At 44.8% G+C, this 25,863-nt stretch carries 22 protein-coding genes; 8 read left to right on the top strand and 14 right to left on the bottom strand.

Going from position 1 to position 25,863, the window contains the following annotated elements:
- Nucleotides 1–15: 15 nt before the first annotated feature.
- The 5 genes from ACFPFU_RS02220 (at nt 16) to ACFPFU_RS02200 (ending at nt 5,282) form a co-directional block, all read left to right on the top strand.
- Complete coding sequence (locus ACFPFU_RS02220; protein ID WP_377061064.1) at nt 16–780, top strand: phosphosulfolactate synthase; 765 nt, start codon at nt 16–18, stop codon at nt 778–780.
- A 45-nt stretch (nt 781–825) separates the two neighbouring features.
- Nucleotides 826–1,761 (top strand): DUF368 domain-containing protein, encoded by a 936-nt coding sequence (locus ACFPFU_RS02215; RefSeq protein WP_377061062.1) that lies wholly within the window; start codon nt 826–828, stop codon nt 1,759–1,761.
- Entirely contained in the window at nt 1,758–2,498 is a 741-nt protein-coding gene (locus tag ACFPFU_RS02210) for a shikimate dehydrogenase family protein (protein ID WP_377061060.1), read from the top strand. Before ACFPFU_RS02215 ends, ACFPFU_RS02210 begins: the two co-directional genes overlap by 4 nt.
- A 25-nt stretch (nt 2,499–2,523) precedes the next feature.
- Entirely contained in the window at nt 2,524–3,786 is a 1,263-nt protein-coding gene (locus ACFPFU_RS02205; RefSeq protein WP_377061058.1) for a pyridoxal phosphate-dependent decarboxylase family protein, read from the top strand.
- Nucleotides 3,787–3,920: 134 nt separating this feature from the next.
- On the top strand, nt 3,921–5,282 hold the full coding sequence (locus ACFPFU_RS02200) for a PhoH family protein (RefSeq protein WP_377061056.1): 1,362 nt from the start codon (nt 3,921–3,923) through the stop codon (nt 5,280–5,282).
- An 8-nt stretch (nt 5,283–5,290) separates the two neighbouring features.
- Here ACFPFU_RS02200 and ACFPFU_RS02195 read toward each other — a convergent pair whose 3' ends face one another.
- The 8 genes from ACFPFU_RS02195 to ACFPFU_RS02160 form a co-directional block, all read right to left on the bottom strand.
- Entirely contained in the window at nt 5,291–6,046 is a 756-nt protein-coding gene (locus tag ACFPFU_RS02195) for a LytR/AlgR family response regulator transcription factor (protein WP_377061054.1), read from the bottom strand.
- 131 nt (nt 6,047–6,177) lie between these two features.
- Complete coding sequence (locus ACFPFU_RS02190) at nt 6,178–6,912, bottom strand: LytR/AlgR family response regulator transcription factor (RefSeq protein WP_377061052.1); 735 nt, start codon at nt 6,910–6,912, stop codon at nt 6,178–6,180.
- 13 nt (nt 6,913–6,925) lie between these two features.
- On the bottom strand, nt 6,926–7,975 hold the full coding sequence (locus ACFPFU_RS02185) for a sensor histidine kinase (protein WP_377061050.1): 1,050 nt from the start codon (nt 7,973–7,975) through the stop codon (nt 6,926–6,928).
- 44 nt (nt 7,976–8,019) lie between these two features.
- On the bottom strand, nt 8,020–8,991 hold the full coding sequence (locus ACFPFU_RS02180; RefSeq protein WP_377061048.1) for an AAA family ATPase: 972 nt from the start codon (nt 8,989–8,991) through the stop codon (nt 8,020–8,022).
- Nucleotides 8,992–9,094: 103 nt separating this feature from the next.
- Nucleotides 9,095–9,754, bottom strand: coding sequence for a pseudouridine synthase (locus tag ACFPFU_RS02175; protein WP_377061046.1), 660 nt, complete (start codon nt 9,752–9,754; stop codon nt 9,095–9,097).
- A 2-nt stretch (nt 9,755–9,756) separates the two neighbouring features.
- Nucleotides 9,757–10,587, bottom strand: a complete 831-nt coding sequence (locus ACFPFU_RS02170; RefSeq protein WP_377061044.1) for an OmpA family protein — start codon at nt 10,585–10,587, stop codon at nt 9,757–9,759.
- A gap of 105 nt (nt 10,588–10,692) precedes the next feature.
- Nucleotides 10,693–12,786 (bottom strand): ATP-dependent DNA helicase RecG, encoded by a 2,094-nt coding sequence (recG, locus tag ACFPFU_RS02165; protein ID WP_377061042.1) that lies wholly within the window; start codon nt 12,784–12,786, stop codon nt 10,693–10,695.
- A gap of 33 nt (nt 12,787–12,819) precedes the next feature.
- On the bottom strand, nt 12,820–13,878 hold the full coding sequence (locus tag ACFPFU_RS02160) for a phosphotransferase enzyme family protein (RefSeq protein WP_377061040.1): 1,059 nt from the start codon (nt 13,876–13,878) through the stop codon (nt 12,820–12,822).
- Nucleotides 13,879–14,180: 302 nt separating this feature from the next.
- On the opposite strand from ACFPFU_RS02160, the gene ACFPFU_RS02155 reads away from it, so the two are divergent.
- Both ACFPFU_RS02155 and ACFPFU_RS02150 read left to right on the top strand, forming a co-directional pair.
- Entirely contained in the window at nt 14,181–15,956 is a 1,776-nt protein-coding gene (locus tag ACFPFU_RS02155; protein ID WP_377061038.1) for a sodium:solute symporter family protein, read from the top strand.
- A gap of 237 nt (nt 15,957–16,193) precedes the next feature.
- Nucleotides 16,194–16,610 (top strand): Fur family transcriptional regulator, encoded by a 417-nt coding sequence (locus tag ACFPFU_RS02150; protein WP_377061395.1) that lies wholly within the window; start codon nt 16,194–16,196, stop codon nt 16,608–16,610.
- Here the strand turns inward: ACFPFU_RS02150 and ACFPFU_RS02145 are convergent.
- Nucleotides 16,607–16,843 carry a hypothetical protein gene (locus ACFPFU_RS02145; protein WP_377061036.1) on the bottom strand — a complete coding sequence of 79 codons (237 nt, stop codon included), beginning with the start codon at nt 16,841–16,843 and terminating at the stop codon, nt 16,607–16,609. The two genes, ACFPFU_RS02150 and ACFPFU_RS02145, sit on opposite strands and share 4 nt — an antisense overlap.
- 175 nt (nt 16,844–17,018) lie before the next feature.
- Between ACFPFU_RS02145 and ACFPFU_RS02140 the strand changes: the two genes are divergently transcribed.
- Nucleotides 17,019–17,492, top strand: a complete 474-nt coding sequence (locus ACFPFU_RS02140) for a YcxB family protein (protein WP_377061034.1) — start codon at nt 17,019–17,021, stop codon at nt 17,490–17,492.
- Nucleotides 17,493–17,546: 54 nt separating this feature from the next.
- On the opposite strand, the gene ACFPFU_RS02135 is transcribed toward ACFPFU_RS02140, so the two are convergent.
- The 5 genes from ACFPFU_RS02135 to ACFPFU_RS02115 form a co-directional block, all read right to left on the bottom strand.
- On the bottom strand, nt 17,547–18,467 hold the full coding sequence (locus ACFPFU_RS02135; RefSeq protein WP_377061032.1) for a hydroxypyruvate isomerase family protein: 921 nt from the start codon (nt 18,465–18,467) through the stop codon (nt 17,547–17,549).
- 10 nt (nt 18,468–18,477) lie between these two features.
- Nucleotides 18,478–19,797, bottom strand: coding sequence for a Gfo/Idh/MocA family protein (locus ACFPFU_RS02130; RefSeq protein WP_377061030.1), 1,320 nt, complete (start codon nt 19,795–19,797; stop codon nt 18,478–18,480).
- Nucleotides 19,798–19,816: 19 nt separating this feature from the next.
- A complete protein-coding gene (locus tag ACFPFU_RS02125) occupies nt 19,817–20,773 on the bottom strand; it encodes a formylglycine-generating enzyme family protein (protein ID WP_377061028.1) in 957 nt (318 codons plus the stop codon).
- A 248-nt stretch (nt 20,774–21,021) separates the two neighbouring features.
- The gene (gene uvrA, locus ACFPFU_RS02120; RefSeq protein ID WP_377061026.1) at nt 21,022–23,832 is read right to left on the bottom strand and encodes an excinuclease ABC subunit UvrA; all 2,811 of its coding nucleotides are present in this window, start codon (nt 23,830–23,832) and stop codon (nt 21,022–21,024) included.
- Between the two features lie 403 nt (nt 23,833–24,235).
- Nucleotides 24,236–25,843 carry an ATP-dependent DNA helicase gene (locus ACFPFU_RS02115; RefSeq protein WP_377061024.1) on the bottom strand — a complete coding sequence of 536 codons (1,608 nt, stop codon included), beginning with the start codon at nt 25,841–25,843 and terminating at the stop codon, nt 24,236–24,238.
- Between the last annotated feature and the right edge of the window lie 20 nt (nt 25,844–25,863).

The raw sequence follows: 25,863 nt of genomic DNA, 5'->3' as shown, positions 1-25,863 counted from the left end.
TCAAAATTTTATTGAATGAATTACATTCTTAAAAGCATCCCTTCCCGTACGGCCAAACCCAGAAGTTCAGGATTTACCATGGCCATGGATAAGGGGTTAAGTCTTAGAGAGGTGGAGGATTTCGTTGAAACGTGCGGGGATTTTATAGATATTGTCAAATTGGGATGGGCCACTTCCTATGTCACTAAAAACCTAAAGGAAAAAATTGAAATTTACCGATCGGCAGGTATTCCGGTTTATTTTGGAGGCACGCTTTTCGAAGCATTTGTGATCAGGGACCAATTTGAAGACTATTTGCAATTGTTGGACAGATATCAATTGAGTTTTGCGGAGGTCTCGGATGGATCCATTACGTTGGAACATGATAAAAAATGCAATTATATCGAGGTCCTTTCCAAAGAGGTAACGGTGCTTTCCGAAGTGGGCTCGAAAGATGCCGCCAAAATCATACCCCCCTATAAATGGATAGAGCAGATGCAGAAGGAACTCAATGCGGGGGCATGGAAAGTCATAGGCGAAGCCCGGGAAGGAGGCACAGTGGGTCTTTTTAGGGATTCGGGTGAAGTGAGACAAGGGCTGGTGGAGGAAATCCTCACCCAGATTCCCGAGGAGAAGATCATTTGGGAAGCCCCCCAAAAAGAGCAACAGGTATGGTTTATTAAGCTTTTAGGCACGAATGTCAACCTTGGCAATATCGCTCCGAATGATTTCATCCCGTTGGAAACCCTAAGGCTTGGGTTGAGGGGGGATACATTCGATTATTTTTTGAACCAATTCTAAGAACAGGTAATCCCAAAGCCGGATCCTGCGTTAAAAGATCGGTATATGGATAAAATCAAAGAAAAGGTCCTTTTGTTCCTCAAGGGGATGGCTATGGGTGGTGCAGATATAGTGCCGGGTGTATCCGGGGGCTCGATTGCCCTGGTCACGAAAATTTATGAAGAATTACTGGACAGCATCAGTTCTTTTGATACAGAAGCGCTGAGGTTATTGCTATCCTTTAAACTGGGGCCTTTCTGGCGACATGTCAACGGAAGCTTTCTGCTGGTTCTTCTGACGGGTATCCTGACCAGTATTTTTACTTTGGCCAAAGGGATTACTTATCTGATTGACAACCATCCGATTCCGTTGTGGTCTTTTTTCTGCGGTTTGATATTGATCAGCGCTGTCATTATTTTGAGGGATATACGAAAATGGAATGTCATGGCTTTTGTAGCCATACCGGTGGGTATGATTTTGGCCTATCTTATTACAGAATTGCCCCTGCTAACCCTTCCCGAAAATCTTTGGTTCACCTTTATATCGGGAGCCATTGCCATATGCGCAATGATACTTCCGGGGGTATCGGGAAGCTTTTTGTTGCTCATTCTTGGAAAATACGAATTCATCCTAAATGCAGTCAACCAAAAGGACCTGTTGGTCATAGCGGTCTTTGCCGTTGGCTGTATCATCGGCTTGCTGCTGTTTAGCAGAGTAATTTCCTGGTTGTTGAAAAACTTCCATGCCATAACCCTGGCATTTTTATCCGGTTTTATGCTGGGCTCCATCAACAAAATCTGGCCCTGGAAAAAGGTGCTGAGTTACAGGATCTCCTCAAGCGGGGCACAGAAACCTCTATTGACAGAAAACATCTGGCCGCATCACTATCTCTTGGAGACGGGTCAGGAATCCCAGTTTCTTTTGGCGGTGTTTACCTTTCTGGCAGGGGTGGTGATGGTCGTTGGTATTGAAAGATTAGCGTATAATTTTAGAAGCGAATGAAAAAATACGGACTCATAGGGTACCCTTTAACTCATTCCTTTTCAAAAAAATATTTTTCCGAGAAGTTTGAAAGGGAAGGTAAAAGAGACTGTCAATACGAACTTTACGAGATTCCGGAAATAAACCAGCTTCCCGGATTGATTGCCTCTGAAAAAGACCTGGTGGGACTGAATGTAACCATTCCCTATAAAGAGAAGGTCATCCCGTTTTTGGATAGGCTGGATCCTTCCTGTCGCGCTATTGGAGCCGTGAACTGCATAAAGATCAGGGAGGGCCAGCTGGTAGGTTTTAATACAGATTATTTTGGTTTTAAGGAATCTTTGGAAAAATGGTTGGGTAAAGAAAGGCCCAAGGCCCTGGTATTGGGTACAGGAGGCGCTTCAAAAGCGGTTGCGGAGGTGTTGAAGGATCTTGGAATGGACTTTTTGAAGGTGTCAAGAAACGCAGGTATTGGTGATTCCGTAATTACCTATGAGCAGCTTTATGCAGACAAAAGGATCCTAAAAGATCATTTGCTGATCATCAATACTACCCCGCGCGGGACCTATCCGAATACGGGATCCATGCCGGATATTCCCATGGACGGTTTGGGAAACGGGCACAGGGTATACGATTTGGTTTATAATCCGGAGGAAACCCTTTTCATGCGGGCAGCTGCGGAAAGAGGGGCGGCCACCAAAAACGGTATGGAGATGTTGCACCTGCAGGCAGAAGCTGCATGGAATATTTGGAACTGACACGGAATTTTAAACCCAAAGACAGATGTACTGGAAAAAACTCACCCATGAGCAGATTAAGGAAAGGGTTTTTGGTGCATTAAGAAAAAACCTGGATTACAGGGGGGAGAAACCGATATTGGGGATTCCCGGTACATATTTGGACACGACGGAGTTCTATCCGGATGCCCCATTTTTGGAAGACGCGCCCTATATGTCAGCCATGGTAAGCAATCCCAACCATATCGGGGTGCACACCTTGAGCGATAAGTCTGTGCTTGATGTGTTTGAGGGGACCCAGCAAATCGAGAAGGAGTTGATTGCCCTGGTTTCCCAGGAAATTTTTAAGGGGGGCAGGGGGCAACAGGATGGATATGTGGCCACGGGAGGTACTGAAGCCAATATGCAGGCCATGTGGATTTACCGGAATTATTATATCAGGGAACACGGAGCCAAACTGGATGAAATAGCGGTGATGTATTCTCAGGATACCCATTATTCCTTGCCAAAGGGAGCAAATGTGCTCCAGCTCAGAAGCTTTATTTTGGGGGTGGATTATGAGAGCAGGGCCATCACCAGGGCTTCGCTGGAAGAGCAGGTGGACAAAGCTATTCAGTCCGGTTGCCGGTATTTTATCATTGTGGCCAACCTGTCCACTACCATGTTTGGCTCCGTGGATGATATTGACATGCTTGGGGAGTATTTTACCCGTAGACGTTTGCCATTTAAAATCCATGTAGATGCTGCCTATGGGGGATTTATATATCCCTTTACCAATCCCGAAAGCCGGTATACTTTTGATAACTCCTATGTCACTTCCATCGCCGCGGACGGACATAAGATGTTGCAGACTCCGTACGGAACGGGTTTGTTTTTGGTGAGAAAGGGATACTTTCAATACGTAAAAACCGATGAGGCCAACTACATACCGGGAAAAGATTATACCTTGTGTGGAAGCCGGTCCGGTGCCAACGCCATTTCCCTCTGGATGATCCTCCAGGTACATGGGTCGGAAGGCTGGAAATACAAAATGGAAACATTATGTGACCGGACAGAAAGGATATGCAACCGGTTGACCCGCATGAAAGTGCCGTTTTTCAGAAACCCCTATCTTAATATCATTGCCATGCAGGCATCCCATATATCCGGAGATCTTGCAGACAAATACTATTTGGTGGCGGATTCCTATGAAAAGGCCCCGGAATGGTACAAGATCGTAGTGATGCCTCATGTAAAACAGGGTATTGTGGACAGCTTTCTTTTGGATCTTGAAAGGAGTCTGAAGGGAATACCCATTGCCGACAAATAATGTTGAAATTATTATACTGGTAATCAGTTGTATAATGGTGAACAGGAATGATGCAGTAGTTTAATTTTTCCCATTTGCGTTATAATATCAATTTAAATTTTTATAATTAAGCTATTGCGATAAACATTGATTTTATGCCCAGAACCAGCCCCAAAAGAAACAGTAAAATTTTTGTACTTGATACTTCGGTGATTCTTTACGATCACCATTCCATCATGAATTTTGCAGAGCATGATGTGGTCATCCCTATCACTGTATTGGAGGAACTGGACCAGTTTAAAAAGGGCAATGACATCAAAAATTTTGAAGCCCGTGAATTTATCAGACTTTTGGATAAACTTTCCAAGGATTATATGATCCATGATTGGACTCCTCTGAATGGAAAAAACAAAGGTAATTTCAGGGTATTGATGAATCCCGACAACAAACTCAATGCAAATGATATATTTGGGGAGGAAAAGAATGACCATAAGATCCTGAATGCTGCATTGAGCCTTAAGCAAACGGAAAGCGGGAGAAAGGTGATTCTTGTCAGCAAAGACATCAACCTGAGGCTAAAAGCAAAATCCCTGGACATCTACGCGGAGGATTACGAAACAGGAAAGATCAAAAATATTTCCGAGATAGAAAACACGGGCAAGAAGATAGTGGAGGGGATTGACCCCGATTTGATCAGTAGTCTGTACGAAAACCATATCATGGACGCCAAGGAAATATTTGGCGGCAAAAGAAAACTGATCCCGGATAGCAACACTTTTTTTATATTGAGGGGGCCAAGCCCCAATATTTCTATTTTGGCGTTTTTCAATGTGGAGGATCAGACCCTTCAGAAAATAGAAAAGTCAAGGGCTTACAGTGTTTCTCCCAAAAATGCCGAACAGGCATTTGCACTGCATGCCATTCTGAATCCTAAGATCAAACTTGTTTCCATACAGGGTGTGGCCGGTACAGGCAAAACCTTACTTGCGCTGGCCGGTGCCTTGGAACAGCGGAGAGACTATAAGCAGATATACCTTGCCAGGCCCATAGTACCTTTGAGCAACAAGGATATCGGATACCTCCCCGGGGATATAAAGTCCAAGCTGAATCCCTATATGGAACCGTTGTGGGATAATCTCAAATTTATCCAGCACCAGTATTTAGAACACGACAAGGAGTATCAGAAAATCACCGAGATGGTGAATCAGGAAAAACTTGTGATCCAACCTCTGGCTTATATCAGGGGACGGTCGTTGTCAAACATATTCTTTATAGTAGACGAAGCCCAAAACCTGACTCCTCACGAGGTAAAAACCATTATAAGCCGTGCGGGTGAGAACACGAAGATTATCTTTACGGGTGATGTGTTTCAAATAGACACTCCTTATTTGGACAGTCAGAGTAATGGGCTTTCCTATCTGATTGATAGGGTGAAAGAACACCCTTTATATGCACATATCAAGCTGGAAAAGGGTGAACGCTCAGAATTAGCCAACCTGGCAAATCGTCTTTTATAGTGTGCGGCCTAGCTTTCTGTGATGGTATTCAATTTGGCCAGGAAGCTGTTATAATACTGCCTGCCCACCTGTACCACATCACCGGTTTTCAGATTGATTTCCTTCGTATTAAAATTTTCTATCTGTGCTAACTGCACAATATATGATTTCTGTACACGGAGAAATAAGTTAGAAGGTAATTTTTCTTCCATATCTTTCATGGATTTTCTGATGGTAAAGTTCCTGTTTTTGGTAAAAATGGTGACCATATTCCCATTGGCTTCCACATAGTAAATATCCTTGTAATCCACCCTTTCAAAACTGTTATCTGCCTTGATGTATACGGCATCTATAACCAAATAGGGACTGGTTTCAATAGCCATGCCCCCGCCTTCCGACATTATCGGTCTCGTTCTTTGATTGTAAAGAACGATTTCCACCATGGCATGGATGTCGTTGCTGTTGAAGGGTTTTACGATAAAACCTGCAGGGTGGGTCCTTTTTGCCCTTTCGATGATGGCCGGATCACTGTAGGAAGTTACATATACGATCGGGGCATCTACCATTTGTTGGATAATTTCACCCAGTTCAATACCATCCTTGTCACCTTTGAGTTTGATGTCCATAAAAACCATATCCGGCCGGTATTTTTTGACCACTTTGATGGCTTGGTTGGCGGAATTGGCAATATCGATATTGATATAGCCCAGAAGCTGCAAAATTTCCTCAATGTTTTCCGAAATGTTTACATCGTCTTCAACTATCAATATTCTTTCTTCTTTCATATTTACTAGGTTTTAATTTGAAAAGTTTTTTAACTAAAGCTGTTTATAATTGGATAGATCGACTAAATATACAATTTTATGGATTGAGCTGTTGATAAATTGAATATAATCTATAGTTTTCAAAAAAAAAATTATAAACTCATTAAATCCTTAAATCTTGCGGCTTGCCGTCTGCTGACTTCAATCCGGTCGCCCCCCTTTAGGGTAACGACCAGGCCGCCGTTAAACCAAGGCTCTATGGTTTCCACCCAACTTAAATTAATGATGTGTTTTCGGCTTGCCCTGAAAAATGATTTTTCATCCAACCTTTCATCCAAAGCATTGAGGGATTTATGGATCATAGGTTTGTTGTTTTCAAAATAAACTTTGATATAATTCCCGTCGGATTCAAAAAGCCGGACGTTGGCCAGTTTGACGAACCAGCATTTGTCCCCGTCTTTTACGAACACCTGGTCGTGAAGCGTAAGTTTACCCTTTGGCGCCTCTTTTACCTCGTCCTCTTCCTTTTTGAGCTCTTCCAGTTTTTTTTCAAGCTTTTTCAAAGTTTCGGTGAGCCTGTCTGGCTCTATCGGCTTAAGCAAATAATCCAAAGCGTTGACTTGGAATGCTTGCAGGGCGAATTCGTCATAAGCCGTGATAAAGACCACCAGCGGCACGTGATCCAATTCTTCAAGCAGATCGAAGCCTGTCTTTTCCGGCATTTGTATATCCAGAAATATTACTTCCGGCTGTAGTTCTTCGATTTTTTCTTTGGCTTCATCCACATTTGCGGCTTCGCCCAGAAGCTCTACATTATCATGTTGGGACAAGAGGTTGGTTAGTTCCTTTCTGGCTAATCGTTCATCATCTACAATTAATACACGCATATTCGTTTATTTTTTAATCTAAGTTAATGTTTTGTTTTGGGATTTTTATTTCTGTCACGACAAAATCTTGGCCATAATTGAAAATTTTGAAGGAGGCCCGGCTTCCATAAATCAATTTCAGCCGTTGTATGGTATTGGAAATGCCGTGGCCTTCTCGCCGTCTTTTGGCATTGCCATCCTGTTTTAGCTGTCCGCTATTTTTGACCCAAATGTACAGGTCATCCAGCAAGCCAATGGTGCATTTTATTTCTATTATTCCTCCCTTCATCAGGTTGGATATGCCGTGTTTGATACCGTTTTCCACAATGGTTTGTAGCATCATAGGCGGGATTTTGTACTGATAGGCTTGTTGTTCGATATCATATAACACTTTTAACCGCTCTTCAAACCGGATGGATTCCAGGTTGAGGTAGTCCTTTACGGTATCCAGTTCCTCCCCAAAGGGGATGGTTTTGTATTTGTCCATGATCAGGGAATACCTGAGAATGTTGGAAAGCTGCGTAATGGCGGATTTGGCTTTCAAAGGGTCTTCATCCACCAACGCCCTCACGCTGTTCAGTGCATTGAATATAAAATGGGGATTGAGTTGGTTCCGCAAGTGGATCAGCTTGATTTCATTGATCCGTGCCTGGTATTTCAAAGTCGAATTATAATTGTCCAAAAAGTAAAAAAGAAAATACAGCAAAGACCACAAGGAATAGTAAAGGAAACTGGTAAACAGGTTTGCAAAGAGCACCAGAGGGCGGAAATCCTCACGGGTATTAAGCGTGTCAAAAACCCAGTTGATGATAATTTGGGCAAGTGTATTCAGCAGGCTTAAAACCAACACACCGATGAGCACATGGCTTACCAATTTGGCGATAGGGAATTCCAGCCATGACTTGTTTTTGATAACAAATCTGAAAAAATGGGTGGAAAGAAAATAAAATATGGCCAGTGAAAAATAAGCGCCAATCTGTACGGGAGTGATTCCCCTCGCCAAGGACACAAAGAAAAGGTTGACCAAGGCAAAGCTCAGCCAACCGAAAATCTGGAGCAACCAATATAATTTATTCTTATCCATCTATTGGATCAGGATGGTAAAAGGTGATATTTATCCATCTTTTGTCATTTCATACTGACCGTTTTATTTAGTGGTATTTTTTCAAGAATTTTCTTTATCAGATCCCGGGTGTTGACATTGTCGGCCTCGGCTTCGTAATTAAGGATAATCCGGTGGTTCAACACATCATCGGCAATCTCTTTGACGTCCTCCGGGAGCACGTAATCACGGCCTTCCATATAAGCCACTGCTTTAGATGCCAGGTTGAGGTTGATGGATGCCCTGGGGGAAGCTCCGAACATGATGTATTTGGCTTCTTCATGCATGCCATAATTTTCCGGAAACCTGGTTGAAAACACCAACTCAATGATGTAGTTTTCCAGTGTTTCCGCAATCTGTACCTCGTTGATCGCATTTCGGATGGCAAAGATCTCCTCCTTGTCCAATATGGCATTGACATTGGAGGCAAAGTGGGCATCGGTCATCCTTCTCATCACCTCAAGTTCATCCTTTTTAGTGGGGTAGTCAATATTGACCTTCATCATAAACCTGTCCACTTGTGCTTCAGGTAGAGGATATGTTCCTTCCTGATCCACAGGGTTCTGCGTAGCCAAGACCAAAAAAGGGCGGTCCAAAGGATAAGTCGTTTCGCCAATGGTTACCTGCCTTTCCTGCATGGCTTCCAGCAGTGCAGACTGTACTTTGGCCGGCGACCTGTTTACCTCATCGGCCAAAATGATGTTGGAAAAAATAGGTCCCTTTTTCACTTCAAAGTTGGCATTGAGCTGATTATAGATCATCGTTCCCACCAAATCCGAAGGCAATAAGTCGGGTGTAAACTGTATTCTTTTAAAATCCAGGTGCAGTACCTTGGACAGCGTGTTCACCGTAAGGGTTTTGGCCAGGCCCGGAACCCCTTCCAGCAATATGTGACCATTGGTAAACAGCCCAATTAAAAGCCGGTTGATCATTTTGTCCTGTCCGACCACTACTTTCTTCACTTCCTTTATTACAGCCTGTATTTTTTCCTGATGCATGATTGTGATGCGATTTCTGTTTGAAGTATGTCAATATCCAGCTTAACGTAAAGCCTTCTTATAATTGAAGCCTAAATTAGGATAAATAGTCATTTATCACAATTCAGACGCTTTTCTTATTTTTCTTTCCCGGTTTTTTTGTACCACCGTGCCTGTCCACTGCACCCGGGGCATCCCGTATATTCAGCAGCCTGTACAGAGTCTCCCTGTCGAATTCCCTCACTTCCCCTGAGGCAAATCCTGAAATATTAAGCCCCTCAATGGCCCAGCGGATCAGCCTCAACGTGGGAAAACCGACGCTGGCTGTCATCTTTCTTACCTGCCGGTTTTTCCCTTCCCTTAATGTAAGGGCCAACCAGGAATCAGGTATGTTTTTCCTGAACCTGATAGAAGGATACCTTTCAGGGACAGGCAAGGGGCCTGGTAATCGGGTGGCTTTAGCAGGTTGGGTCAGGTGGTCTTTTCCACCTACCCGGATGCTCACTCCGTTTTCCAAAGCATTCAGAGCCTTTTTATCCACCTCCCCTTCCACCTGTACCCAATATATCCTTTCGTGACGGTACTTGGGATCCAAAAGCCGGTGATTCAAAGACTTGTCATTGGTTATCAATAACAAACCCTCACTGTCTTTGTCCAGCCTGCCTACCGGATACACGTCTTCCGGGAAATCCCAAAGGGATTTAAGGGTTTCTTCTTCACCGCTGAACTGACTCAGAATCCCATAGGGCTTGTAAACAACAAAATACTTAAATGATACGCGCACGCCTATCTCAGCAATTTAAATAGCTCATCCAGGTTCGGGGTGAGGATGATTTCCGTTCTTCTGTTTTTAGCACGCCCTTCCGCGGTGTCATTGCTGTCCTTTGGATCGTAATAGCTCCTTCCGGAGGCAGTGACACGTTCAGGTTCTACCTTATAATTTTGCGTGAGAATCCGCACAATGGCAGTGGCCCGGGCCGTGCTGAGGGCCCAGTTGTCTTCAAACCGGCCGCTTATCGGTACATTGTCCGTGTGTCCCTCCACCATGATTTGAATATCCGCATTAACGTTCAAAACCTCCGCCAGCTTCCCCAATGCTTCCCGGCCGTCCCGGTTTACGGTGGCACTGCCGGAGGGAAACAGCAGCTTATCCTGTAAGGATACATAGAGTTTGCCATCCTGTTCGTAGACCTGCAGTTCATCCGATCGGTATTGAATCAATGCCCGGTCTACTGTTTCCTTCAGCCGGTTCATGACGGCCCTTTGTTCATCCAGAAGGTTTTGTAACATGTCCAGCCGTTCCTGTTGTTCCAACAATCTTCTTTCCTTTTCAGAAAGCTGCTGCTGAACGGATGAAGAAGTGGACAGCGCCTGGGCCAGGCGATTGTTGAGATTGTTGTTCAATTCTTTCTCCCTGGCCAGTTCATTTTGGGTTTGGGCCAACTGTTTTTTGGTCTGCTCCAAATCACTTTTGGTTCTGTCCAGTTCTTCCTCGGTCTCTCCTAAGGAACGTGTCAGTTGGCTGATCCTTATATTGGCTTCGGTAAATTTCTTTTTTGAAACGCATGAACTGGTGATGGCGGTGAGTAATAGGAGGAATAAAATTACGCGGTACATAGGCAGGTGTAGTTTTATGGGTTTAGGCTAACTAAAAAACCATACCAAATTTAAATATTTGACTGACCAAATTTGCTTTTTTGTTTTTTTAATTTAATTTCTGAATTAGGATATGCGGCTCCAATTCAGGGTGTTTTTGTTTTGGCGATTGATCTGCTGCAACACCACGGCGTTTTCGGGCTGATTCAGGTGTGGATCCGATTCCAATAACAGCCGCGCCGCATTCCTGGCCTGTGTGAGGATTTGGCCGTCTTTACCCAGGTCCCCGATTTTCAGGTCAGTGATGCCTGACTGCTGGGTGCCGGCCAGGTCCCCGGGGCCCCGCAATTTCAAATCCACATCCGCAATGTCGAAACCGTTGTTGGTCCTGACCATGGTTTCCAGCCTCACCCTGCTGTCCTTGCTGAGTTCATATTTGGTCATTAAAATACAGTAAGATTGCTCAGCCCCTCTACCTACCCGGCCCCGCAACTGGTGCAGCTGGGAAAGCCCGAACCTTTCCGCGTTTTCTATGACCATCACGGTGGCGTTAGGGACGTTCACGCCTACTTCAATGACCGTGGTGGCCACAAGGATTTTTGTTTCACCCTTAACAAAACGGTTCATTTCAAAATCCTTGTCAGCAGCTTTCATGTTGCCATGGAGGATGCTGATAGGGAATTCGGGAAACGCTCTGCAAATGCTTTCATAGCCATCCATCAGGCTTTTGAGATCAAGTTTTTCGGATTCGTCGATGAGTGGGTAGACGATATAAACCTGCCTTCCCGTGAGAATTTCCTTTCTCAGAAAACCGAAAACCTTTAATCTGTCTTTATCATATCTGTGGACGGTTTGAATGGCTTTTCTTCCGGCCGGAAGTTCATCGATGACGGAGATGTCCAGGTCCCCATAAAGGGTCATCGCCAATGTTCTTGGTATGGGAGTAGCTGTCATTACCAGCACATGGGGATAATAATCCGTATTTTTGGCCCACAGTTTGGCCCGCTGCGCCACCCCAAAACGATGCTGCTCGTCGATGATCGCCAGCCCCAGGTGCTTGAATTGGACGACGTTTTCCAATAGGGCGTGTGTGCCGATCAGCAAATCCAGTTCTCCGCTGACAAGAGCACGGTGGATAGCATCCCTTTCCTTCTTTTTGCTTGATCCGGTCAGCAAGGCGCTGGTCAGCCCCATTTTGTCAGCATACTCCTTGAGGCCCTCGTAGTGCTGAGTGGCCAAAATTTCGGTAGGGGCCATGAGACAAGTCTGCGTCCCGGACCCGATGGCTACCAATATACAGATGAATGCCACAATGGTCTTTCCCGAGCCCACGTCTCCCTGGATGAGCCGGTTCATCTGCTTGCCGGATTTAAGATCCGCATAAACTTCTTTGATGACTTTCTTTTGGGCTTCGGTAAGGTCAAATGGCAGGTGTTCTTTGTAAAACCGGGTGAGCAGAGCCGCCTGGTTCAATATTTTGCCCCGGTATTTTTCCGTGCGGGTAAGCTTTAATTTCAAAAGTCTCAGTTGCAAATAAAAAAACTCTTCGAATTTCAGCCTGAAGATGGCTTTTTTGAGCCCGTCGGCATTTTTGGGAAAATGGATTTGTGAAAGTGCCTCTTTTTTGGAAATCAACCGGTATTGTTGTATCAAGGCCTGTGGGAGGGTCTCATGGACATGTGGCAGCGATTCTCTGACCAAAAGGGCTATGATCTTTGAGATGCCTTTGCTGTCCAAAAATCTGGCCCTAAGTTTTTCAGTCGTGGGATATACCGGCTGAAGGTAGATCTTCGATTGCTGGTTGGTGGTTAGCGGCTCCAATTCGGGATGGGCCATGCTGAATTTCCTTCCATAGAGCTGGGGCTTGCCAAAAGCCACAAGAGGAATACCTTTAATGAGTTTTTTGGCCACCCATTGGATTCCCTTGAACCAAGTGAGTTCCATGCTGCCGGAATCATCCGAAAATTGGGCAACCAAACGTTTGCTGCGTCCCTCGCCTGCCGTTTGGACGGAGGTGATTGTGCCGATCACCTGCACTTGCTGTAGACCATCATGCAGCTCGCGGATTTTATAAAACTTCGTTCTGTCCTCGTACCGAAAAGGATAATGCTGCAAAAGCTCGCCAAAAGTGAATATTTGGAGCTCTTTGTTCAGCAGGGCGGCTTTTTGTGGCCCTACGCCTTTGAGGTATTCTATTCTTGTGTCAAAAAATCCTGTCAATGATTCAATAGGTTTCTCCTGTTTTGGTTGGAATTAATGAGAATGGCTTTGCATTTTTTGAATATGGGGCCGATACGAAATGAGAGACTTCAATAAGAAAGACTGGTTTTTGGATCTGTGGAGGTTCTGTTCAGGATAGGATATTTGGTAATATATGTTTCCATTCAAATAATCCGTGAGAAAACGCAAGCCCATAATACAGGTCATCATTTCGCCTCCAAATGGAAGCGAATCCATCTCTTCCTCCTTGATCACACCATTCAAGGTGTGGTAAAACCCTTCCAGCAGCCCCTCGTATTTTTCAGGGTCTACGGCGATCTTATCCCAATTTTGTGAAGATTCGTCTTCTGTGCAAGCCACAGTCCTTACCAAATCCCCAAAATCATAAAAAACGTATCCGGACATAATGGTGTCCAGGTCTATAAGGGCATTCACTTTTCTAAGATCATCCCTGAAAATAAGGTTATTGATTTTGGTGTCATTGTGCGTCACCCTTGTGGGAAGGGCCTCTACATAGACTAAATATTGATCCACAAGATTCCTTTGGGCCAGGTAAAATGCTATCAGTTCCTCAAGCTCCCCATCTATGGTTGGTTGCGGGTTTTTTAAGCTTTCTTCGAACTGGCGAAACCTCAGGTCGAGATTGTGAAAATCCGGAATACTGTCCTGCAAAAGCCCGGCGTCTGTGTGGACAAATCCCCTAATAAAATAAGCGAAAGCCTCCGCGGCGGTTTTGGCTTGTGACTTTAGGGAAATCGCATCCCGGGTGGTTCCCTCGATAAAAGGGAACAGACGAAACAGGCCGCTTTGGCTTTTGGTAAAAAACGAATTCTCTTTGTTTTTTATAGGCAAAGGCAGGGCAAAGGGCAGTTGGTCCTTATCCAGGTCAGCTAGAATCACCTGCTGGTTAGCGGAAATCCTCTCCGGATACCGGAAAACCGCATCGTTGAATTCCTGCAGGATATATCTTTCTTTGCCGGTATTTATCAGGTAGGTCTTGTGGATATGTCCTGAGCCAAACCGCCTGATTTCCAGTTTATCCGCTTTTATGGGGTAATTCCCAATGATGGAGCTGAGCCAATTTTCTTCCATGTTACTTTGAACATTTACTGCAAAAACTTAAAACACTTTTCAAGTTTTGGGCAAACTTTTATAAAACGCAATGGTAAAATTACGATTGTTTTGAATATATATAGAGGAAAGCGTTTATATTTACTATCCCTGTGGGTATGTCTTTTTGCCGGAGGCTCTCGGGAGCTAAAATTTAAATCAAATTAATTAAAATAATTAGAAAAGTTTTCTTTATTTAGAAAAAAATTAGCCAAACCATTTTCATGGTGACATAGGGTTGTTTTGAATAACACTACTACTGTTTTAAAAATTATCACTGTATTATGAACATATCTTATATAGATTGGGCGATCATTATTGCCTTCTTTTTAATTTCAATGCTTATAGGGGTGCTTACTTCAAAAAAGGCGGGGAAAAACGCAAAGGAGTTTTTCCTTTCCGGTAGGAACATGCCCTGGTGGCTTTTAGGTATCAGCATGGTGGCCACTACTTTTTCAGCCGATACGCCTAATTTGGTCACGGACATCGTAAGGTCAAATGGCGTCTCCGGCAACTGGGTCTGGTGGGCATTTTTGTTGACAGGGATGTTAACTGTGTTTGTATATGCCAAATTATGGAGGAGGTCAGAGGTTACCACTGATTTGGAGTTTTATGAACTGAGGTACGGGGGTAAGCCAGCTGCTTTTTTGAGGGCTTTCAGGGCGCTCTACCTGGGGGTGTTTTTCAATATCGTCATCATGGCCACTGTCTCATTGGCGGCCATCAAGATTTTCGGGGTGATGCTGGGGCTGAGTTCGTGGGAAACCCTATTGGTAGTATCCGTAGTAACGGTTATCTACAGTTCTTTGGGAGGATTGAAAGGGGTTTTGCTTACTGATTTTTTCCAGTTTTTCATTGCAATAGGCGGCGCGTTCGCGGCCGCTATATATGTGTTGAATTTGCCGGAAATCGGAAGTATGGAAAATCTTTTGGCCCATCCCAATGTATCGGGCAAACTCAACCTGATTCCCGACTTTACCGACTGGAACCTGGTGATCCCATTGTTTATCATGCCCTTGGCCATACAATGGTGGGCCACCTGGTATCCCGGTGCAGAGCCTGGTGGCGGTGGGTATATTGCCCAAAGGATGCTTTCTGCCAAAAACGAGAAAAATGCCATTGGCGCCACGTTGCTGTTTAATGTAGCCCATTACGCCTTGCGGCCATGGCCATGGATCATCATTGCCCTTTCATCGCTGATTATTTTTCCCCAGATCAGCGATATGCAGGAGGCATTTCCCAATATTGAAGTCGGTAAACTGGGCAATGACCTTGCCTATTCCGCCATGCTCACCTTTTTACCCACCGGCCTGATAGGAATTGTGATGGCGTCTTTGATCGCGGCGGTGATGTCCACACTCTCCACCCATCTCAACTGGGGCTCGTCTTATGTGGTGAATGATTTTTACGCCAGGTTTATCAAACCGGAGGCTTCCGATAAGGAATTGGTATTGGTGGGAAGACTTTCCACGGTGGGCCTAATGGTACTGGCGGCTCTGTTGGCCACTTTATTGTCAAATGCCCTCGAAGCTTTTAACATCCTGCTACAGATTGGCGCCGGAACCGGCCTGATCTTCATTCTGAGGTGGTTTTGGTGGAGGATCAACTCTTATACGGAAATTTCGGCGATGATCATCTCTTTTGTGGTAGCGGTTTACTTTGAATCCATCCACAATAGGATCGGTATTCTCCCGATCCCGGATGATATGGCCTATTTAAAACTGCTGATAGGCGTGGGGATCACCACGGTGACCTGGGTGGCCGTCACCCTGCTCACCAAGCCGGAGGATGACAAAGTGCTGCTGGCTTTCTATAGAAAAGTGCGGCCCGCTTCTATTGGCTGGAAAAGACTTTTGGCCAAGTATCCTGAGGAGCGGGAGGAAACCGGACAATTGCCTATGGAGATCGGGTTGGTGCTCATCGCTTCCATTATGGTATATGCGGCATTGTTTGCGGCCGGATTCTGGATTTACAGCATGGTCACGGCGGCAGCCATTGCTACTATTGTAGCCATAGGCGGTGCCATATTGGTCTTCAAGGGATGGAGAAGAATGAGGTAAACGCGGGGATTTGATAGCGGCCCATCACCTTGACGGAATTATTTCCAGCCGAAAGCGGTTTACATAGGGAAATCGCATTTGACAATCCCAAAAGCGGGAAAATCTCATATGTCAAAGTCAGGCCTGTTTAAACCCTCGGGGGGATCTATCCCAAAAGCGATTTCCCGGGCGTTAAAGAGAATATGCCGAAAATTTCGTAATTTGGTGTTGGAATTTAAAAAGGAGAAGCTAAAAGGGATGTCTGTAAAAACTGCGGAAATATTAAAAGAAAACAACCTCAGGGTAACCAGTTGCAGGAGAGATGTTCTCAATACGTTTTTAGGAAAAAAAGTGGCGCTTTCCCATGCGGATTTGGAGGAAGAATTGAGGGAGAATTTTGACAGGGTGACTATTTACAGGACACTGAAAACCTTTCTTGAAAGCGACTTGATCCATAAGGTGTTGGATGATAGCGGAACAGCAAAGTATGCCTTGTGTACCCATGACACCCATGAGCCGCATCATGACCATGAACATGTACATTTTAAATGTGAAGTATGCGGAAAGACGAACTGTATTGAGGAAGTTTCCCTTCCAAAAGTTATTTTGCCCAAAGGCTATATCAGTAAGGAGATGAATTTGCTGGTGCAGGGTATCTGCAAAAACTGCAGTTAAACTTCAAGAGGCGGTGCCGGTTTTTTGTCTTTTTCTTTGTCATCATTCGGCCATATGATGCCAGGAGGCAGATCAATTTTTGGAGGTGTAAGGTCTTCTACTCCCCCGTCACCATCATCATCATTGTTGTTGCGGTTTTTATTGATCTTTGCTTTGGTCAGGGTAGCCACAAAGTAGATCAACACCACATAAGCGATCCCGCACAAAATCAGATCTATTACTAAGCTACTCATGGCTCTCAAGGTTTGCATGATTAAGTTACGACATAATAATTAAGAAGTCAACAACTTACGTTCCGCTTTAGGCTCATTGTTGAAAAAAAGTGAATTTTACATTTCAAAAACCCAATAAACTTGCTATATAATATTTATCATAGGATATTTGCGTTTTGAAAATTTAAAAACGGCAATGATTGTTAAAACCAAAAAATACAAGCTCGAAACAGGTACTTATATCAAACAAGGATTAAAGAACATTTTCAAAGAACAGTGGTGGGTAATGCTGATTGCTTTGGCCATTGCTTCGGGTTATTTTTTCATTCCCTCCTGGTGGTGGATCAGCATGGCCATTTTGGCATATGGTTTATATTGGCTGTTTTGGGTTATCCAGTTCGCCGGTGTGACGCAGATGGAGCAGAACAAAGTGATGTTTGAGAGGCTCGCTTATGAAATTGACAGCAGACAGGTGCTGATGAAGGTAAGCAGCAAGCAGGGGATGCCCATCAAATGGGACATGATCAAAAAAGCCCAGATCAAAAATGATGCGGTGACCCTGATCATGTCAAAAGCCCAGTTTATCCATCTCCCCTTCAGAATTTTTAATTCGGAAAACGAGATCAAGTTTGTCGAGACCATTTTAAAGAGAAAAGGGTATATAAAGTAAAAAGTTGAACCGCAAAGGTTCAACTTTTTATCAAATAGGTTCTTTGTGTTTTGATCACATAAAGCTGTCCGCTTTGCGGTAAGCTTCCAATAACGCCTTCTCCCCTTCCTTGCCTGGATGGGCGTTGCCGTGCTCCATACCCAAAATATCTCTATAACCCTTATCATAGATATGTTTGAAGACATTTTGGTAGTTGATTTCACCGGTGCCAGGTTCCTTTCTCCCCGGATTATCGCCGATTTGAATGTAGGCGATTTCATCCCAACACATATCCATAAAAGTAATCAGGTGCCCTTCGTTTTTCTGCATGTGATAGATATCATATAGGATTTTGCAGCTTGGGCTGTTTACCGCCTTGCAAATCATGTAGGTCTGTGAAGAAGTCCGCAGGTACAGGTTGGGCGTGTCACTCAAGGGCTCCAGTACCATGGTCAGCCCATGTGGTTCCAATATCTCCGCACCTTTTCTTAAGGCTTCAATCACATGGGCGGTTTGTATGTCCATGGGGAGGTTTCTTTGAAAGTCTCCCGGTACCACGGTGGTCCACTTGGCATTCACCCTTTTGGCTACCTCTACGGCACGTTTACATCCATCCAGAAAGATTTCGACAAACTCGTCTTTCCCCGCAGCCAGGGTGTTGGCGCTGTTGCCTCCTTTATCCAGGACAAATACCCCCATGGCCATTCCAAGTTTGCTGAGATGGTTTCCTATTTTTTCCTGCATTTCCGGAGTTCTGCCCATCATGCCGTTATCTTCGAGACTTCTGAAACCCATTTCATGCATGAAAGTGATCTGGTCCAACAAATCATCCCCTGCATGGTTTTTGAACATCCCAAAATGGGGAGCATAATCAAGGTTAAAAGGTTGTTCCGCTATTTCGGGTTTAATCGGGGTGGCTTCCAGGTGGTGCAGACCGGTGAGGCCGGCAACAGCGGAACCCAAAGATGCGTTTTTCAAAAATTTTCTTCTTTTCATGTTTCTATGCTTATACTACCTTGCTTTGTCCTGGTACGGCGTAAGCGTAATAGCCGTCTTCATTGGGTACATTTTTTGGCATGGCATCCCAAGCCAGACGGTCCGGCATCAGGTTGATCTCAGAATTGATGGCTTCGTCCCAGCTCACCACTTTTCCGGAATAAGTGGCAAATCTTCCCAATATGGAAGTCATTGTGCTTTTGGCAGCATTTTCTGCATCCGCGAATTTGTACTCGCCTTTAACAATGGCTGCGAACAATTCGTCATGTTCCTTTTGATAAGGGTTTCGGTTGTTTTCGCCGTCATGTTCATAGAGACTTTTGCCTTTATAATTGGTAAGCCTCCCGGTATTGCCTGCGTTCATGTAGGCTTTTCCCTTAGTACCTTGAAAACTTTCATCCACCCGGTTATGTGCACCGGGGAAGTGCCGGCATTCGCTATGGATGACAGTGCCATCTTCATAAGTAAACAAAACCACATGGTGGTCGAAGATTTCTCCGTGGTCTTTGCCTCTCCTCACTGTCCTTCCCCCCGTACCTTCTGCCTTTACAGGATATCCGTTTTTCACCCAGTTGGCCACGTCAAGGTTGTGAACATGCTGTTCTACAATGTGGTCTCCACAAAGCCAGTTGAAATAATACCAGTTTCTCATCTGGTATTCCATTTCCGTTTGGTCAGGCTGTCTCTCCCGTACCCATACGCCGCCGTCATTCCAGAACACCTGTCCCCCTATAATATCGCCGATTTTTCCATCATGTATTCTTTTCACCGATTCTATGTAACTGTCCTGATAATGACGCTGGAGTCCGACGACCACGTTCAGTTTTTTCGCCTTGGCTTCTTCCGCCGCAGCCAGGACCCTTCTGATCCCCACCGCGTCGGTGGCCACAGGCTTTTCCATGAAGATCTGCTTCTCCTGTTTTACGGCTTCTTCAAAATGGTCAGGCCTGAAGCCCGGAGGTGCTGCCAGGATTACCACATCGGCCTCTTTGATGGCTTGTTTGTATCCCTCAAATCCCGTGAACTTCTTTTCTTCCGGGACATTCACCTTTTCTTCTCCGTAGCGCTTGAAAATACGGTCATAGCTTTGGTCCAGCCTGTCTCTGAAAGCATCAGCCATGGCCACCAATTTGATATTGTGTCCGGTTTCGAAAGCCTGGAAAACGGCCCCGGTACCCCTTCCCCCACAGCCAACGACGGCGATTTTAATGGCATCATCTCCTGCTGCGTAAGCTCCGGGAAGGCTGAATGGACTTAATAACGCACCGCCTGTAAGCAATGCGGAAGTTTTTATAAAGTCCCTTCTTTGATTACTTTTTTTAAATTCCATTTTATTTTGAGTTAGATTATTAATAGTCTTCCATGGGCAATGTTCCATAGTATTTTTCGATTTCTTCCAGAGAGGGTGGATTTTGCGGCCTGATTACGCGCATCCCCAGGAAAGGAGCCTCAGGAAACCACCACTGGCTTTTGGGTATCTGTGGGTCTATTCTTTTCCAGTCAGGGCTGCTTCCAAATCTTCTGGCAGGTCTCAGGTCTTCCGCATGGCTCTTGTAGCTTCCTCCCCTGATCACTTTGGGATAAAGCTCCTCTGAAAGGCTGACGGGATTTGAAACCGGATTTCCTTGTCTGGATTTATAAGTATCCACTTTGTAGTGATCCATTGTCCATTCGTTGACATTCCCGAGAATATCGTATAGACCCCAGGGATTGGGTTTCTTTTGCCCTACGGTCTGGGTAGTGCCGCCACTGTTGGCTGCGTACCAGGCGTATTCATCCAACAAAGCCGGATCATTTCCGAAAAAATAAATGTCCTCGGATCCCGCCCGGGCCGCGTATTCCCATTCTGCCTCTGTAGGCAATCTGTAAAAAACGCCTGTTTTCAGGTAGAGCCACCGGCAAAACTGAATGGCGCCGTACTGGGTCATGGCTATGGCAGGCTTCTTTTCCTTTCCCATCCCAAATGTCATGTCCAAATAGGGAATGGAGGGCCTTGTAAGCCCGTCTATTTCAGAGGAAAGGGGCCCTTCACTACTCGACGCTTCGAAACCTTTATCCAAAAAGAGCTCAAAAAGATCCCAGGTAACTTCATGGGAAGCCATCCAAAATGGGTCAATTTTCACTTCATGGGCGGGTTGTTCATCATCCTTTGCCGATTTAACCTTTTTATGACTTCCCATTTTAAAGGTGCCTCCCGGTATGGGTACCATTTCAAAAGAAAGAGGTGTTCCCGGGATTTCCTGCTTATAAGGCTGGAAAGGAGTGCTCGTTTGATAGGATGTGCCAATGAGCAACAAGCTGGCCATAACGCCAATAAAAGCGTTTTTTTTGAAATCAAATGACATTAGATCAAGTTAGGCTTAGTTAATTTATGTTCTAAGGTTGAAAAACCAACCTTAAGCCGGGCCGAAAAACAGATTTCTGACCGACGGGGGAAATTACCGCAATTTTTTAAGAATTGAAAATACTTTTGCGATTGCGGCAATATCTGCTGGGAAACAGTCGTTATGGCTCCCCAATGGATCCCTGAACTTGTTGCGGGTTTGGAAACGGCTTATGCCAGTTCTTTAAGGTATTGGCCCGTATAATTGTGCTTTTCTTCCATCAATGCTTCCGGAGTTCCTTCAAAGGTCACATAACCGCCTTTTTCCCCTCCCTCAGGTCCAAGGTCAATTACCCAGTCGGCTGTCCTGATCACTTCGGTATTGTGTTCGATGATGATTACCGAATGCCCCTGTTCAATCAATGCATTGATAGAATGAAGAAGCTTTTTGATGTCATGAAAATGAAGGCCGGTAGTGGGTTCATCGAATATGAAAAGGATGTTTTCTTTGGATTTGGTATCGTTTTTTCCCAGAAATGACGCCAGTTTGACCCTTTGGGCTTCCCCACCACTCAGGGTGTTGGAAGACTGGCCCAGCCCCACGTATCCCAAGCCCACTTCCTGCAGTGGCTGCAGTTTATGGATGATGGCGTTTTTTTCCGTAAAAAATACCATTGCCTCATCAATGGTCATATCAAGTACTTCGGAGATGTCCTTGTCTTTGTACTTCACATCAAGGATTTCATTTTTGAAACGCTTGCCTTTGCAGGATTCACAGGTCAGATAAATGTCCGCCATGAACTGCATTTCAATTTTTTGCGTACCCTCACCCTGGCATGCCTCGCAACGTCCCCCATCCACGTTGAAACTAAAAAAAGCGGGTTTATAACCTCTTTGTTTGGATAAGGGCAGCTCAGAGAAAAGGGTCCGGATGGCATCATAGGCCTTTACATAAGTGACCGGGTTGGAGCGTGAAGATTTCCCTATAGGATTTTGGTCTACAAACTCTACTCTTTGGATTTGTTTAACATCTCCTTCCAGTTTCGCAAATTTGCCGGTCTCTTCGGTGATGGTCCCCATCATCTTGCCCAGGGCAGGGTAAAGTATCCGCTTGATGAGCGTGGATTTTCCTGAACCACTCACCCCGGTGACTACCGTAAGCACCTGCAAAGGGATCTTTACATTGATATTTTTAAGGTTATTTTCTTTTGCGCCTCTTATCAACAGGGAATCTTTCCATTTTCGATTGGCAGTTTTCAAACTGATTTTTTCCTCCCCCTTCAGGTAACGTGCGGTATGGGTGTTCCCGTTGCTGAGCAAAGCCGGCAAATCTCCCTGAAAAACCAAATGACCGCCATGGATGCCTGCGTCAGGACCGATGTCAATGATCTCATCGGCGGCACGGATAATTTTTTCTTCATGCTCCACCACAATCACTGTGTTGCCTAAATCCCTCAGCGATTTTAGCACTTTGATCAGCCGTTCTGTATCCCTCGGATGCAATCCGATGCTGGGTTCGTCAAGAATGTACATGGAACCCACAAGTGCGCTGCCGAGTGAAGTGGCCAGTTTGATCCGTTGGTATTCACCGCCTGATAGGGAGGAAGTAAGCCGGTTCAGCGTCAGGTATCCAAGGCCCACCTCTTCCATATATTCCAGCCTGTTGTGTATCTCCTTCAGCAGCCGGCTGGCAATCTTTTGTTCCCCCTCCGGCAGGGAAAGGGCCTTAAAAAATGTCAATGCGCTTTCTATAGGCATCAATACGATTTCAGTGATGGATTTCCCGCCGATTTTAACATAGGAAGCGTCTTTCCGGATTCTGGTACCTTTACAATCCGGACAGGTGGTCCTTCCCCGGAATCTTGAAAGCATCACCCTGTATTGAATTTTATGCAGCTTGCTTTCCACAAACTCAAAAAAAGCATCCAGCCCTTTGAAATACCGGTTACCATTCCATAGCAACGCCTTGTGTTCGGGATCCAGGTCTTCATAAGCACGGTGGATGGGAAAATCAAACTCAATCCCATGCTTAAGTAAGGGCTGTAGCCATTTTTTGGTGGTTTCGCCCCGCCAGGGTGCGATGGCGCCTTCATATACCGAAAGCGTTTTGTCAGGAATGACAAGGTCCTCATCTATCCCTAAAACAGAACCGAATCCTTCGCAGGTACGACAAGCACCATAGGGATTGTTGAAACTGAATAAATTGACAGACGGCAGCTCAAAACTGATCCCATCCAGTTCAAACCTATCACTGAAAGTCTTTCTTTCTTTATCGGGTATCACAATGACGCATTCTCCATGGCCTTCATAAAAAGCCGTCTGCACACTGTCAGAGATTCTGAACTGGTTGTCTTCATCACCCTTCCTTACCGAGACCCTGTCTATGAGTATTTCATAATGGCCTTCAGGGTACGATTTTTCTTCCAGCAGTTCCTCCACAAAATACGCGCTCCCGTCTATTAATATCCTGGTAAATCCCTTTTGAAGAAGGATTTCCAGCTCTTTCTCTTTGGATCTTCCTGACGGAAAATGTAATGGACAGCTTATCATGATTTTTTCGCCGTCCGGAAAATGGTGAATGAAATCCACCACATCCGTTACCGTATGATGCCTGACTTCTTCCCCGCTTATGGGAGAATATGTTCTGCCGATCCTGCTAAAAAGCAGCTTAAGATAATCGTAAATCTCTGTGGTGGTACCCACTGTGGACCGGGGATTTTTGGTGGTGACCTTTTGTTGGATGGCGATAGCGGGTGATACCCCTTTTATGTACTCCACTTCAGGCTTTTCCATTCTTCCCAAAAACTGCCTGGCATAGGAACTTAAACTCTCCACATACATTCTCTGCCCCTCTGCAAACAGCGTATCAAACGCCAATGAGGATTTTCCGGAACCTGAAAGGCCGGTTACTACCACAAACTTGTTCCTGGGGATCGCGACGCTGAGGTCCCTAAGATTGTTTACACGGGCGTTCTTGATAATGATGTATTCCCTTGGATCAAGGGTTTCAATATCCGTAGGATTTACAGTAGTAGCGGTCATAACCCACAAAGATACAACCCAAACTTATAAATGGTAAGTTCTTATGAAAAAATAAAGCCGCCTCGTTGCACGTAACAGTAAAGCGGCTTTAGCACTAAATGATCCGGTTTCCCTCCTATCAGTTCAAGGAGTTGGGTGATTAAACAACTTTCTGACAGCAAATAAAAACGTACCCACAAAATAATAATTGCTTATCTTGTTAAGATACTTTTGGCCCCCACTATTCGAACCGGATTCACTACGGATAAGGCACCCGCCTTACTCCTAGGACTTAAAATATCCCAACATTATCAAAATGCAGAATATATAGTTCGAAATACAAAAATATACTATTAAAAATTAAATAAAAAATTTTTTAAAGTAATTCGATCAAAAAACAACAGGTTTTTCGCTTTCAACATGATCACCATGGATTTCCGGATATTATTTTGCCTTGTTTGGCCCGTTTGTCCAGCTGATTTTTCATGCTCAAAAACTGCTTCCATTTGGCATAGCCCGTGATGTCATGAACCTGCTGGACTTCCTCAAAAATCTTTTGCGCCAGGGTTAAGTCGCCTTTTCTGTATGCATGAAAGGCGTGGGGAAGCGAAGAGAAGGCGCGCTGTAGACGCAACTCTTCCTCAACCTCCGAGAGAACCGTCTTCTGGCGGCTGAATTCGAGACTATCATTGCTTACTTTTACACTGTGCATTTGAATGGGTGATTTTAGGATTACTCCTGATAAAGTAGTGCATCTGCTGAGTGCCACATATACCTGACCGGCCTCGAAGGACCGCCCTATATCCAGTATACATTTATCGAAGGTCAGGCCCTGGCTCTTGTGAACAGTGATGGCCCATGCCAGTTTAAGGGGAAACTGGATGAATTTACCGATCACCTTGGATTCCACCTGTTCCTCTTTTTCGTTATATTCATATTCTATATTTTCCCAGATATCCCTTTTCACTTCATAAACATCGCCTTCATTACTTCGTACCCTGATTTGGTTTTCTTCCATTTGAATTACTTTTCCAATCATCCCATTGTAATAACCCTCTTCCACGCTGTTGCGCATAAAGATGACCTGTGCTCCTGCTTTTAAGGTGAGGTCTATAGGGTCCAACGGTGCCATGGATACAGGAAAATCATCTTCAATCCGGGCTTTATAAGTCCTGGGCCGACCTTCTAACAGCTCTAACTTCCTTTGGTTGATGTTGGCAATGGTATGATTATGAGTGCCCAACAGGATAAAGCCCTTGTCAAGCAGCCCAAAATCATATTCCGCGGAAGTCTGGTTCAAGAACCCTAGATCGCTTTCAGAATGCTTGCTCTCCCTGATTCTGTTGAGCAATTCTTTGAACGCAGCGTCTTTTTGCCGGTAGATTTTTTGAAGCTCTATATGAAAGGGGTTTAATTCTTTAAAGGCCCTGGAACTGAAAAAAAACCTGTTTTTGTAATAAGGAGAAAGCAGGTTCCATTCCTGTTCCCTCACTATGGGCGGGAGTTGGAAAGGATCTCCAATCAGCACCAATTGTACACCGCCGAAAGGGATATGCATCTTTTTTCTGAAGATACGTAATATTCTGTCCACCACGTCGAGCAACTCGACACGGACCATGGATATTTCGTCTATGACCAATAAGTCCAGGTTTCTAAAGATATCCAGTTTGGATTTTGTATACCGAAAGGTGGTATAAATGGACTCCTTTTTCCCCTTGGCCTGAGCTTGCAGCCGTGGGTCTTCAGGTAAAAACAGCTGTCGGGGGTCAATTTTGAAAAAAGAATGTATGGTTCGGCCTTTTGCATTTATGGCAGCTACCCCCGTGGGAGCTATAACAGCCATGTTTTTCTTCACATTCAATTTTCTTAACGTATGTAAAAAGGTGGTTTTACCAGTTCCGGCCTTGCCGGTTAAAAAAATAGACTTCGACGTGTAAAGCGCTAACTCAAGAGCCTGGAGGAAGGCCCCGTTTTCCATGTCCAGCCCATTGGCTTTGAATTCTTGATGAAAAAATTCCTTCAAAAATGACATATTTCGCTACAGGTTTTTTG

The sequence above is a fragment of the Negadavirga shengliensis genome, from assembly GCF_042652345.1.
Lineage (GTDB): Bacteria > Bacteroidota > Bacteroidia > Cytophagales > Cyclobacteriaceae > Negadavirga > Negadavirga shengliensis.
Note: the sequence above shows the minus strand (reverse complement) of the source record. Positions and strands in the feature narration are given on the sequence as shown.